6 protein-coding genes and 1 pseudogene are annotated in these 12,891 nt (G+C 74.0%); 6 read left to right on the forward strand and 1 reads right to left on the reverse strand.

What is annotated here, in order from left to right; genetic code table 11:
• Window positions 1-52: 52 nt before the first annotated feature.
• On the reverse strand, window positions 53-1,936 hold the full coding sequence (locus tag CR162_RS17395) for a DEAD/DEAH box helicase (protein ID WP_408887461.1): 1,884 nt from the start codon (window positions 1,934-1,936) through the stop codon (window positions 53-55).
• Between the two features lie 99 nt (window positions 1,937-2,035).
• On the opposite strand from CR162_RS17395, the gene CR162_RS17400 reads away from it, so the two are divergent.
• From CR162_RS17400 to CR162_RS23260, 6 genes and pseudogenes are all read left to right on the forward strand, one after another.
• Window positions 2,036-2,734, forward strand: a complete 699-nt coding sequence (locus tag CR162_RS17400) for an alpha/beta fold hydrolase (RefSeq protein ID WP_099096808.1) — start codon at window positions 2,036-2,038, stop codon at window positions 2,732-2,734.
• 128 nt (window positions 2,735-2,862) lie between these two features.
• Window positions 2,863-3,930 (forward strand): glycosyl hydrolase family 8, encoded by a 1,068-nt coding sequence (locus CR162_RS17405; protein WP_099096809.1) that lies wholly within the window; start codon window positions 2,863-2,865, stop codon window positions 3,928-3,930.
• A gap of 433 nt (window positions 3,931-4,363) precedes the next feature.
• Window positions 4,364-5,029: a hypothetical protein gene (locus CR162_RS17410; RefSeq protein WP_099096810.1), complete on the forward strand. Its 666-nt coding sequence runs from the start codon at window positions 4,364-4,366 to the stop codon at window positions 5,027-5,029.
• A 13-nt stretch (window positions 5,030-5,042) separates the two neighbouring features.
• Entirely contained in the window at window positions 5,043-5,873 is an 831-nt protein-coding gene (gene bcsQ / locus CR162_RS17415) for a cellulose biosynthesis protein BcsQ (RefSeq protein WP_099096811.1), read from the forward strand.
• Window positions 5,874-5,877: 4 nt separating this feature from the next.
• Window positions 5,878-10,404 carry a UDP-forming cellulose synthase catalytic subunit gene (bcsA, locus tag CR162_RS17420; RefSeq protein ID WP_099096812.1) on the forward strand — a complete coding sequence of 1,509 codons (4,527 nt, stop codon included), beginning with the start codon at window positions 5,878-5,880 and terminating at the stop codon, window positions 10,402-10,404.
• Window positions 10,401-12,725 (forward strand): annotated as a pseudogene (locus CR162_RS23260) (tetratricopeptide repeat protein); the annotation flags it as partial. The gene bcsA and the pseudogene CR162_RS23260, both read left to right, overlap by 4 nt.
• Window positions 12,726-12,891: the final 166 nt, after the last annotated feature.

The following is a 12,891-nucleotide window of genomic DNA, read 5'->3' on the forward strand; positions in this document are numbered from 1 at the left end:
CGCCGCGCGGCCCATCCCCTTGTCCGGGCGGGCCGCGCGGCGGGGTCCGGTCTCAGGCGGCTTCCGCCCCCCGGTTCTCCTCGGCCTCGGCCGGCGACTCGGCGATGCCGGTATCGCGCTGCGGGCGCGGGATGGGGATGAGCATGAAGGCCGGGATCATGTCGCCGAAGCCGCGCACCGGCGGGCCCAGATCGTCGCGCTCGCGGCGGTGGTCGTCGCGCCGGTGGTCGCGGCGGCGGTCGTCGCGGTCGCGCGGGGCGCGCGTCTCGTCGCGGTCGCGCGGCGCGCGCGCCTCGTCATGGTGGGGCCGGGCCTCGTCGCGCTCGCGCGGCGGGCGGGCTTCCTCGCGGCGGGGGCCGCGCTCGGCGCGCGCCTCGGCCGGCTCGGCCTCGGGGCGGATCCGGTTGGCGCCGCGGCGGACGATTTCCTTCTCGCCGCGCTCCTTCTCGCCCCGCTCCCTGTCGCCCCGCTCCTTGTCACTCCGGCGCGGCTCGGCGCCGCCACGGCCGCCCTTGGCGGCGTGCCTGCCACGGTCGCGTCCGCCACGCGGCGCGGCGGCAGCCTCGGCCAGCTCCTCCTCGCTCACCGGGTCCAGCCCGGAGATCTCGATGCGGGGGACCGGCTTGCCGGTCAGCTTCTCGATCGCCTCCACCAGCTTCACGTCGTCGGCGGTGGCGATGGTGTAGGCATGGCCCTCGCGGCCCGCCCGGCCGGTGCGGCCGATGCGGTGGACATAGTCCTCGTCGCGGAAGGGGACGTCGAAGTTGAAGACGTGGGACAGGCCGCCGATGTCGATGCCGCGCGCCGCGACGTCGGAGCAGACCAGCAGCTGCAGCTCGCCCGCCTTGAACTTCTCCAGCGTGGCGAAGCGCACCGACTGCGGCAGGTCGCCATGCAGCGCGCCGGCGGCGAAGCCGTGCTTGCCGAGGCTCTTGTGGAGGACGTCCACGTCGCGCTTGCGGTTGCAGAAGATCAGCGCGTTCTGGACGTCCTGGCTGCGGATCAGCCGGCGCAGCGCCTCGCGCTTGTCGTGCGGCTGCACGAAGGCGACGCCCGTGGTGATGGTGGTGGCGACCGAGGCAGGGGCCGAGACCGAGATGGTCTTGGGGTTCTGCAGGAAGGCGTCGGCCAGCTTGCGGATCTCGGGCGCCATGGTGGCGCTGAAGAACAGCGTCTGGCGCAGCGGCGGCAGCATGGAGACGATGCGCTCGACATCGGGGATGAACCCCATGTCCAGCATGCGGTCCGCCTCGTCGATCACCAGCACCTTGCAGTCGGCCAGCATGACGCGGCCGCGGTCGAACAGGTCGAGCAGGCGGCCGGGCGTGGCGATCAGCACGTCCACGCCCTTGTCCAGCACGTCCCGCTGGTCGGACATGCTCTCGCCGCCGATCAGCAGGGCATGGTTCAGCTTCATGTGCTGGCCATACTTGACGAAGTTCTCGGCCACCTGGAGCGCCAGCTCGCGGGTCGGCTCCAGGATCAGGGAGCGCGGCATGCGCGCCTTGGCCCGGCTGCCGGCCAGGATGTCCATCATCGGCAGCACGAAGGAGGCGGTCTTGCCGGTGCCGGTCTGGGCGCAGCCCATCACGTCGCGCCCCATCAGCACCACCGGGATGGCCTGCTCCTGGATCGGCGTGGGATGCACATAGCCCGCCTCGGACACGCCGCGCAGCAGCGCCTCGGACAGCCCCAGATCCTCGAAGGTGGCGCGCGGCGGCTCCGGCTCGGCGGGCGGCGCAGCGGCTTCGGCCGGCTCTGGGGAGGTTGCCGGTTGGGTCATCGTATCGGAAAGCTCGTCTTCGGCCACGCGGGGCGCGGTCACGTCAGGCTGATCGCTCAAGGGCAGTCGGTTCCTTCGCCGGCAGGCGGCGGGATGTGTGCGGGCGGCCGCGCGATAGCCACGCGGCCGATCTCCGGTCTCCGAGACCCGCATATGCGCCGCTCGCACCGGCTTGGCAAGGTTTTCCACCGCCCCCGCGGCCATTCCGCGCGGTTGCCCGCCCCGCGCCGGAAGCGTAACAGCAGGGCCGTGATGCCGAACCGACACGACCTGCTGCTGCTGCCCGGCCTGCTGTGCGACGCGCGGCTGTGGCGCGACCCGATCGCGGCCCTTCGCGGCCTGGCGGACTGCCAGGTGGCGGACCTGACCCAGGACGACACGCTGCGCGGCATGGCGCTGCGCACGCTGGAGCGGGCGCCGCCGCGCTTCGCCCTGGCCGGGCTGTCGATGGGCGGCTACGTCGCCTTCGAGATCCTGCGCCTCGCGCCGGAGCGGGTCACGCGGCTGGCGCTGTTCGACACCTCCGCCCGGCCCGACACGGAGGAGGCCGTGCGCCGCCGCCGCGGGCTGATGGCGCTGACCCGCACCGGCCAGTTCCGCGGGGTGACGCCGCGCCTGCTGCCCAGCCTGCTGCACCCCGATGCGGTGGCGGGGCCGCTCGCCCACGAGGTGCGCGCCATGGCCGACCGCGTGGGGCGCGAGGCCTTCCTGCGCCAGCAGCTCGCCATCCTGCACCGCCCCGATTCCCGCCCGCTGCTGCCCGGCCTCCGCCTGCCCACCCTGGTCGCGGTGGGGGAGGAGGACGTGCTGACGCCGCCCACCCTGGCCGAGGAGATCGCCGCCGGCATCCCCGGCGCGCGGCTCGCGCGCATCGCCCGCTCCGGGCACCTGCCGACGATGGAGCAGCCCGAGGCGGCCACCGCCCTGATGCGGGACTGGCTCGCCGCCTGAGGCCAGCCCGCCTTTGCCCGAAGGGGCCGGCGGGGGAGGGGCGAAGGAGCGGCCTGGGGCGGGGAAAGGCACCGCCGCGGCCGGCGTCGTAACCAATCCGCAAGGAGCGCGGCGCGAGCCTGGGCGTCATGCCGTCCTCCGTTCCCCGGCGCGCCTTGTTGGCCGCCCTGGCCACCTCCTCCGCCGCCGGCATGCCCGTGGCCGGCGCCCTGGCGGCCGCGCCGCTGCCCGGCGCGCCGCCGCCGCCCGCGCTGGCGGAAAGCTGGCGGCACTTCCGGCAGGCTTTCCTGCGGCCGGAGGGGCGGGTGGTGGATACCGGCAACCAGGGTGTCTCGCATTCGGAAGGGCAGGGATGGGCGCTCTACTGCGCCGAGCGCTGCGGCGACCGCGACAGCTTCGACCGCATCTGGGGCTGGACCCGGCAGGTGCTGGCCCGCCCGCGGGACAGCCTGCTGGCCTGGCGCTACATGCCCGGCGGCCTCACCCCCGTGCCCGACCGCAACAACGCCGCCGATGGCGACCTCTTCGCCGCCGCCGCCCTGCTGCTGGCCGGGCAACGCTGGGGAGATGCCGCCTATACGGAGGCGGGCGCCGCCATCGCGCGGGACGTGCTGCGCCTGCTGCTGCGCGAGGTGGCGGGCGGCACCGTGCTGCTGCCCGCCCTGCACGGCTTCGAGGAGGCGGACCATGTGGTGCTGAACCCCTCCTATTATGCCTTTCCCATCTTCGGCGTGCTGGCCCGCGCGGTGCCCGACCCGGCCTGGCTGCGCCTGGCGCGGGACGGGCTCGCCCTGCTGCGCCGTGCCCGCTTCGGCCGCTGGAGCCTGCCGCCGGACTGGCTGAGCCTGCGCCGGGCCGATGGCGCCCTTGCCCTGCCGCCCCGCTGGCCGGGCCGCTTCTCCTACGACGCGGTGCGCGTGCCGCTCTATCTGTGCTGGGCGGGGCTGGAGGATGAGGCGCCTGTGCAGGCGGCCCGCCGGTTCTGGGCCGACCCTGGCCATGCCTACTGGCCCGCGTGGGTCGATCTCACCGGCAACCGCAACGCGACCTATCCCGCGTCATCGGGTATGCAGGAGATCGGACGGTGGGTGCTCGAACTGGGAGGTTATCGCGCAGGAGTTTCAGGAAGCCTGCCACGCCAGGACGATTATTACTCGAATGTCCTGAAAATGTTGATTTTGTCTGCAAAAATATAATTAACCAAATTTCGATACAGATTCGGATAATCTTGCAGGAAGGCTGCTTACCACATAGACGACGGAAGGCCACTCTGCATGGTGGCCGGGAAACGGGGCGGACATGGGACAAAATGTCGATGTGGCGCGGGTGGCGGCTGCGCTGAACATGGCTGGAATCCGCTACCAAACCTTTGCAAACAAACCTGTTTTGGCTGAACGGAAGGACGTGCCCGGCGTGGCCGCGCGGGCCGTTCCCGTGCCGGCGGCGCCTGAGGCGAAGGCTCCGCCGCTGCCCCAGTCCTCAGTGGCGAGCGTGCAGGAACCGTGTTCTCCGCAGCACAGCACCGGGGTTTCCGAGGTTGCGGGAGGGGGCGGGGTGCAACCTGTTCTGGACCTTTCCCGGTTGGAAACGGTACTCACGAGGCTGAGAGCAGAACATCCGGCCCCGTCCATGCCCGAAGCGCTTCAGCCGCCGCCCGACATGCCGGCCACCGTGGCACCGGTGGCGGCGCCCACGCCGCCGCCGTTGCTGGCCCCCCTGCCGGCACCCCTGGCCGCGCCGGCCGCCGCCCCCGCAGGGGCAGGCTTCGGCCCGCCGCGCCCAGTGGCGGGGGAAGTGGCGGGGGAATTCGATTCCACGCCCCTGGCCGCGGCGTTCCAGCCCCGGCCGCAGGCGCCGGCCGCCAGGCCTTCCCTCCTGTTCCGGGAAGTGCTGCCCGCCGCCCCGCCGCCCGCCGCTCCGCCGCCGGTGGCCGCGCCTCCTGCCGCCGCGCCATCCGCCGCCCCGCTTCCCCCTGCCGCGCCGGCCCCGCTCGGAGGCGCCGCCTCGCTGCTCGCCGCCCTGCAGGCCTCCGCCACGAAAGCCGCCCTGCCGCCGCCGCGGAGCGGGCTGCTGGCACAGCTCGGCCAGGCCACGCCGCCGCCGGTGCAGCCCGCCGCGCCCTCCCTGCTGGCGACGCTCGGCGTGCCCTTCGCGCCGCTCGACACCCCGCCCGCGGCCTCCGCCTCCCTGCCCGGCCTGCTGCGCAGCCTGGGCGCCCCGCCGCCACCCGCCGCGCCGGGCGTCACCCCGCTGGCGGATGTGCTGGGCGGCCTGCGCCCCACCCGGCAGGCCTGAGGAACGCCGCCTGATGCCGCTGATCGCGTTTGTTTCCCCCAAGGGAGGGGTGGGCAAGACCACGCTGGCCGCCAACGTGGCCGATGCCCTCCGCCGCGGCGGCCGTGCGGTGCTGGCCCTGGACCTGGACCCGCAGAACGCGCTGCGCCTGCATTTCGGCGTGCCGCTGCACGACACGGGCGGCTTCATGGCCGAGCTGCCGCGCCGGCCGGACTGGCGCGCGCTGGTCCGCCGCACCGCCCCGGACGTGCTGCTGCTGCCGCATGGCGCCATCGAGCTGCGCGCGGCGCTGGAGCAGGCGCTGCTGCTGGAGCGCGAGCCCGCCACGCTGGCCACGCCCCTGCGCGAGATGCTGTCCGACCCGAAGCTGCTGGTGGTGGCCGACCTGCCGCCCGGCCCTTCCCAGGCCCTGGCCGTGGCCGCGCCGCTCGCCACCGTCATCGTGACGGTGCTGCAGAGCGAGGCGATCAGCACCGCCATGCTGGCCGAGGTGGAGAGCGGGCGCTTCCTCGGCGGCGGCACCATGGCCGCGCTTTTCGGCGGCAGGCTGCAATTCGTCCTGAACGGCGTCGATCTCCGCGCCCGGCTGTCGCGCAGCGCGGCCGAGGTCGTGGCGCGCCATCTGGGGCCACGCCTGCTCGGGGCCGTCAGCCGCGACGAGGCGGTGGCCGAGGCGCTGTCGGAGATGCGCCTGGTGCAGGACATGGCGCCGGCCAGCGCGGCGGCGGGCGATCTGCGCCACGTCGCGCGCGCGATCGAGATGCTGTTGCCGGCCATGCCCGAGGTGGCGCCCGCGGCTTCCGCCGCCGGCCCGCTGCCGGGGCTGCTGCGGGGGGGATGGTAAGCGAATGCGGCGTTTCCGCGGGCTGATGGCGCGCCTGCCGCTCCTCAGCGGCATGATGGCGATCCTGGGCGCCCTTCTCGGCTTCGTCTTCGTGGTCTCGCCCCTGGAGCCGATGGAACAGCTCGCCCTGGCCGGGGCGGGGCTGCTCATCTTCCTGGCGGTGTCGCGCGTGCCGGGGCGTGGCGCGATGTTCTTCCTGATGGCGCTCTCCAGCCTGATGTCGCTGCGCTACCTCTACTGGCGGCTGACCGAGACGCTCGATTATGGCGGCTTCATCGGCACCTTTCTCGGCACGGGCCTGCTGCTGGCCGAGATCTACGCCGTCATCGCGCTGCTGCTCTCCTATTTCCAGCAGCTCTGGCCGCTGGAGCGCAGGCCGGTGCCGCTGCCGCCCGACCCGGCGGAGTGGCCGGTCGTGGACGTGTTCATCCCCAGCTACAACGAGCCGCTGGAGGTGGTGCGCCCCGCGGTGTTCGGCGCCATGGCCATGGACTGGCCGCGCGAGAAGCTGAACGTCTACATCCTCGATGACGGGCGCCGGGAGGACTTCCGCAAGTTCGCCGAGGAGGTGGGCTGCGGCTACATGATCCGCCCCGACAACAAGGGCGCCAAGGCCGGCAACATCAACCACGCCATGACCAGGACGAAGGGCGAGTACATCGTCATCTTCGACTGCGACCACGTGGCCACCCGTGCCTTCCTGCAGCTCACCATCGGCTGGATGGTGCGCGACAAGGGCATCGGCATGTTGCAGACGCCGCACCATTTCTACTCGCCCGATCCCTTCGAGCGGAACCTCGCCTCCGGCAAGCGCGTGCCCAACGAGGGGCTGCTGTTCTACGGCCTGGTGCAGCAGGGCAACGACCTCTGGAACGCCACCTTCTTCTGCGGCTCCTGCGCCGTGCTCCGGCGCACCGCGCTCGAGGAGGTGGGCGGCGTGCCGACCGAGACGGTGACGGAGGATTGCCACTGCTCGCTGAAGATGCAGCGGCTCGGCTGGCGCACCGCCTATCTGCGCGTGCCGCTGGCGGCCGGCCTGGCGACGGACCGCCTCATCGCGCATATCGGCCAGCGCATGCGCTGGGCGCGCGGCATGGTGCAGATCTTCCGCGTGGACAACCCGATGCTCGGGCCGGGGCTGAAGCTCTACCAGCGGCTCTGCTACGTCAACGCGCAGTGGCATTTCCTCTTCCCGCTGCCGCGCTTCGTCTTCCTCACGGCGCCGCTGGCCTTCCTGCTGTTCGGCCAGAGCATCATCGCCGCCTCGCCGCTGGCCATCCTGGCCTATGCCGGGCCGCACATCTTCCATTCCATCGGCACCAACAGCCGCGTGCAGGGCAAGGTGCGCCACAGCTTCTGGTCCGAGATCTACGAGACGGTGCTGGCGCTCTACCTGCTGCCCGTGGTGCTGGCGACGCTGTTCGACCCCAAGAAGGGCAAGTTCAACGTCACCGACAAGGGCGGCACGCTGGAGGAGGGCTATTTCGACCTGCGCGCCGTGGCCGCCAATTTCGTGCTGGCCATCGTGCTGGTGCTCGGCCTGCTGTCGGGCATCTACGGCATGGCGGCGAACCCCCCCTCCAGCCTCGAGTTCCAGGCCAACGCGCTGAACTCCATCTGGGTGGTGCTGTCGCTCGTCACGGTGATGGCGGGCCTCGCCGTGGGCCGCGAGCGGCGGCAGGTGCGCGAGCGGCACCGCGTGCATGCGCGCCTGCCGGTGGCGGCCGTGCTGGCGGATGGGACCCGCCTCGCCGGCGAAAGCATCGACGTCTCGCTGGGCGGCGCCGCCCTGATGCTGGAACGCCGCGACGAGATCCCGGCCGAGACGCGGCTGCACCTGGAATTCGATATCGGGCCGGAGCGCATTCTGCTGCCGGCCGAAGTGCTGCGGTGGCAGGACGGCCGCCTGCAGGCCCGCTTCGAGCCACAAGGGCTGATGGATGAAGGCAATATTGTCCGCGTCGTGCTCGGCCGTGCCGATGCCTGGCTGGACTGGGACCATGTGCGTCCCGACCGCCCCCTGCGCGCCCTGCTGGAGGTGGTGGTGAGCATCACCGGCCTGTTCCGTGGCGACAGCCAGATCTCGCTGCGGGGCCGGCGCAACCGCCGCGCCGCCAGGGCCCGCGCCGAGGCGGGCGGCGCCACCGGCAAGGCGGCCAGGCTCCGCCGCGCCGCCGCGCTGCTGCTGACCGCGGGCCTCGCCTGGCCGGGCACGGCCGCCGCGCAGCGGCCGCAGGCGCCTCCGCCTCCGCCGCCGGTTTCCATGCCGCAGGCGGCGCCGCCCTTCGCCGCCCCGCAGCCTTCCGCGCCCGCCTTCGCGCAGCCCGACCCGGGCGTGGCGCCGCTGCCCGGCGGCACGCTCTTCGGCGCGCCCCCGGCCGATGGCAATGTCCGCATCCAGACCCGCACCCTGCGCCAGCTCGGCCTCGGCGGCCCGATGCAGCTGCGCGGCACGTCGGACCTCCAGGGCGTGCTGTTCGGCATCCGCTCCGACGAGGTGGTGACCGGCGCCCGGCTGGTGCTGCAGGGCGCGAGCAGCCCGGCGCTGATCCCCGAGCTCAGCCAGATCGCCATCACGCTGAACGAGCAGTTCGTCGGCACCATCACGCCAGACCGCGCGCGCCCCTCCTTCGGGCCGGTCGAGTTCCCGGTGAACCCGGTCTTCTTCGCCGATGTGAACCGGCTGAACTTCCGCTTCACCGGCCGCTACGCGGTGGAGTGCAACGACCCGCTCTCGGGCCTGCTCTGGTCCACGATCTCGGACCTCTCCACCCTGCACCTGACGGTCGAGCGGCTGCCGCTGGCGCGCGACCTGGCGCGGCTGCCCGAGCCCTTCTTCGACCGCCGCCTGCGCAACGAGCGGCTGGTCCTGCCCGTGGTGATGCCCGACATGGCGGGCAACGAGCTGGTGCGCGCCGCCGCCATCGCCAGCTCCTGGTTCGCCGTGCAGGCCGACTACCGCGGCGCCAGCTTCCCCGTCAGCACCAGCGTGCCGCCGCGCGGCAACGCCATGGTGATGGTGGCGGGGCAGGAGACGGTGCCCGGCCTCGCCCTGCCGCGGATGGAGGGGCCGACCCTCGCCGTGGTGCCCAACCCCGCCGATCCCGGCGCCACGCTGCTGGTGGTGGGCGGCCGCACCGCCGCCGAGGCGGTGACGGCGGCGCAGGCGCTGGCCGTGGGCCCGCAGGCGCTCTCGGGCGAGATCGCCATGGTGTCGTCGCCGGAGATGGTGGCGCGCCGGCCCTATGATGCGCCGCGCTGGATCAACAGCGACCGCCCCGTGCGCTTCGGCGAGCTGGTCGATCCCTCCGAGCTGCAGAGCTACGGCTTCGCGCCCGGCAACATCGCCATCCCCTTCCGCACCGCGCCCGACCTCTACACCTGGCGCGACCGCGCCATGCCGGTGAACCTGCACTTCCGCGCCCCTCCCGGCCCCATCACCGACGTGGCGGTCTCGCGGCTCGACGTGGCGCTGAACAACCTCTACCTGCACTCCTTCCCGCTGCGCGAGATGGAGCCGGGCTGGCCGTGGAACTGGCTGGCGCGGCAGACCGGCCTCGGCGCCGCGGGCGAGCGGGGCAGCGGCGAGGTGGGGCTGCCGCCCTATCTGGTCTTCGGCCAGAACGAGCTGCAGATGCGCTTCGACATGCGGCCGCTGAACCGCGGCGACTGCATCTCCATCCCCGGCGACGTGCGCGCCGCCATCGACCCCGACAGCACCATCGACCTTTCGCGCGCCTACCGCTTCACCGAGCTGCCCAACCTCGCCTATTTCGCCGGCGCCGGCTACCCCTACACGCGGCTGGCCGATTTCTCGACCACCGCCCTGGTGCTGCCCGACCGCGCCAACACGCTGGAGCTGTCCACCGCGCTGGCGCTGGTGGGCCACCTGGCGGCCAATGTCGGCCACGCCGCCACCCAGCTCCAGATCGTCCGCCCCAACGCGCTGGAGCAGATGGCCGACCGCGACCTGCTGGTGGTGGGCTCGCTCGGCCGCCAGCCGGCGCTTGGCGCGCTGCTGCGGCAGGACGGGCCGGTGAGGGTCGAGGGCAGCCGCGTCAGTCTCGCCCTGCCGGGCGCCCTGGAAGGCTTCCGCAACTTCTTCATTGGCGACGACCGGCTGCGCGAGCGGCAGCGGCTGGAGGCGATGCTGGCCTCGCCGGGCGAGGGGATGGGCATGCTGGCCGGGTTCCAGAGCCCGCTGCGCGGCGGCCGCTCGGTGGTCGCGATCAGCGGCACCAACCCGCAGGGGATGGAGGCGATGATGGCGGCGCTGCGCGACCCCGCGCTGGTGCCCCTGATCCAGGGCGACCTGGCGCTGCTTTCGGGCGGCCGGATGGCCTCCTTCAAGACCGTCCCCAGCTACACGGTGGGCGATCTGCCGCTGCATCTCTGGCCGCAATACTGGCTGGGCAAGCGGCCGGACATGCTGCTGGGCCTGGCCCTGCTGTCCTCCCTGCTCATCGCCATCCCGACCTACTGGCTGCTGCGCCGCCGGGCCGCCCGCCGTCTGAGGACCAGGACGCAATGACCGGATTCCGCTCCCGCCTCCTGGCCACGGTCGTCTCGGCCGCGCTTCTGCCCCTGCTGCCCGCCGCCCCGGCGCGGGCGCAGGACAGCGCCATCGGCGTGCTGCTGGAGCAGGCCAATTTCTGGCGCAGCCAGAACCGACCCGACCGCGCCTTGCAGACGCTGGAGCGGGTGCTCGCGGTCGAGCCCAACAACGTGGACGCGCTTTCCGCCGCCGCCGCGGCGCAGGCGGAGAACGGCAACCGCGCCGAGGCGGACCGGCTGCTGGCGCGCATCCGCCAGCTCGCCCCGGCCGATCCGCGCCTGTCGGACGCCGCCCTTTCGGTGCGCGGCGCCACGGTCGATCCGGGCGCCGTGGCCGAGGCGCGGCGGCTGGCGCAGGCCGGCCAGCAAGCCCAGGCCGTGGCGCGCTACCGGCAGATGTTCGGCGGCAGCACCCCGCCCGACAACTACGCCGTCGAGTACTACCAGGCGCTGGCCGGCACCCAGGAAGGCTATGCCGAGGCACGCAACGCCATGGAGCGGCTGGCCGAGGGCCGCCCCGGCGACGCCCGGCTGGCCCTGGCCTACGCGCAGATCCTGACCTACCGCGAGGGCTCGCGCGCGGAGGGCATCCGCCGCCTCCAGGCGCTCGCGCAGCGGCAGGACACCGCCGAGGCGGCGCGCGCCGCCTGGCGCGAGGCGCTGCTGTGGCAGGGCCCGAACCCGGAGGCCGCCCCCGCCATCGAGGACTACCTGCGCGCCAATCCTAGCGACACGGCGCTTCGCCAGCGGCTGGAGGAGGCGCGCAATCCGCCGGCCGGGCCGGTGGACGAGGTGGGCCAGGCGCGCATCCGCGGCTTCGAGGCGCTGAACGCCGGCCGGCTGGGCGAGGCCGCGCAGGCCTTCGAGAGCGTGCTGGCGGCGAATGCGGGCGACCCGGACGCCACGGGCGGGCTCGGGCTGGTGCGGCTGCGCCAGGGCCGCACGGCCGAGGCGCGCCGGCTGCTCGCCGCCGCCATCGCCGCCGACCCGCGGGAGGGCCGGCGCAAATGGGGCCGCGCGCTGGATGGCGCAAGCTACACGGGCGAGCTGACCCAGGCCCGCGGCCTGATCCAGCGCGGCCAGCTCGACCAGGCGGAGACGCTGCTGCTGGCCGCCACCCGCCGCGAGAGCGGCGAGCGCGCCGATGCCGAGGCGCTGCTCGGCGACCTGGCGCTGCGCCGCAACGACCCGCTGGGCGCCGAGCAGCGCTACCGCGCCGCCCTGGCCCGCCGGCCCAACCTGAACAACGCCCTGGCCGGGCTCTACGACGCCCTGCAGCAGCAGGGGCGCTTCGCGGAGGCGGAGCAGCTCGCCGCGCAGCATGGTGGCGCCTTCGCCTCGGCGGCCGCCACGCAGCGCGCGGAATCGCTGCGCGCCGAGGCCACCCGCAGCGCCGATCCGGCCGCCGCCCTGGCGCTGCTGCGCGCCGCGCAGCAGGCCACGCCGGACAATCCCTGGGTCGCCCTCGATCTTGCCCGTGCCCTGGCGAGCCAGGGCGAGCCGCTGGAGGGCCGCGCCGTGCTGGACCAGCTTGCCGCCAGCGGCAAGCCCGAGGCGCTGCACGCCGCCGCCCTCTTCGCCACCGAGCAGGGCCGCACCCGGGATGCCGCCGCCCTTGTGGAGCGCATCCCCGAGCGGCTGCGCAGCGCCGACCAGACGCGTCTGCTGCGCGGCGTGCGCATCCAGCAGCAGGTGGCCGCCGCCGCCGAGCCGGCCCAGTATGGCCAGCCGGACGAGGCGCGCCGCCGGCTGATGGCGCTCGCCGCGCGCCCCGATCCGAGCGGCGAGACGCCGCGCCTGGTGGTGGAGGCGCTGGCCGGCATGGGGGACAGCCGCGGCGCGGCCGAGGCGGCGCGCGTCGCCCTCGCGGTCAACCGCGGCGCGCCGCCTTCCGGGCGCATCGCCCTGGCCAGCGCGCTGCTGGAGGGCGGCATGGAGGCGGAAGCGACGCAGCTCGCCGCCCAGCTCGCCCAGGACCCGCGCCTGACCGCCGATGAGCGCCGGCAGCTCGCCGGTCTGCATGCCGGCGTCGCCATCCGCGCCAGCGACCGGCTGAACGAGCAGGGCAACCAGGCCGCCGCCTATGACCGGCTGGTGCCGGCGCTGCGGCAGGACCCGCAGAACGCCGACGCCAATCTGGCGCTCGCCCGCCTCTACCAGGGCGCGCGCGAGCCGCGCGAGGCGCAGCGCATCGCCGAGGCGGTGCTGCAGCGCGACCCGCGCAACCTCGACGCGCGCGCCGGCGCCATCGATGCCGCGCTGGCGCTGGGGCAGAACGCGCGTGCCGAGGCGCTGCTGGCGGATGGCCGCGCCATGGCGCCGAACGACCCACGCCTGACCATGCTGGAGGCGCGGCTGGCGCGTGCCGCGGGCAATCCGCGCCGCGCCCGCGCCGCGCTCGAGCTGGCGGCCGAGCAGCGCCGCAGCCAGCTCGGCATCAGCGCCGGCGCGCCGGCCATGGGCG

The organism is Teichococcus rhizosphaerae, assembly GCF_002631185.1.
Classification (GTDB): domain Bacteria; phylum Pseudomonadota; class Alphaproteobacteria; order Acetobacterales; family Acetobacteraceae; genus Pseudoroseomonas; species Pseudoroseomonas rhizosphaerae.

What these genes read in the sequence shown, in the direction of transcription:
- bcsQ (WP_099096811.1), top strand. Translation starts at nt 5,043, where the DNA reads ATGCCGCTGATCGCGTTTGTTTCCCCCAAGGGAGGGGTGGGCAAGACC.
- bcsA (WP_099096812.1), top strand. Translation starts at nt 5,878, where the DNA reads ATGCGGCGTTTCCGCGGGCTGATGGCGCGCCTGCCGCTCCTCAGCGGC.
- CR162_RS17395 (WP_408887461.1), bottom strand. Translation starts at nt 1,936, where the DNA reads ATGCGGGTCTCGGAGACCGGAGATCGGCCGCGTGGCTATCGCGCGGCC.
- CR162_RS17400 (WP_099096808.1), top strand. Translation starts at nt 2,036, where the DNA reads ATGCCGAACCGACACGACCTGCTGCTGCTGCCCGGCCTGCTGTGCGAC.
- CR162_RS17405 (WP_099096809.1), top strand. Translation starts at nt 2,863, where the DNA reads ATGCCGTCCTCCGTTCCCCGGCGCGCCTTGTTGGCCGCCCTGGCCACC.
- CR162_RS17410 (WP_099096810.1), top strand. Translation starts at nt 4,364, where the DNA reads ATGCCCGAAGCGCTTCAGCCGCCGCCCGACATGCCGGCCACCGTGGCA.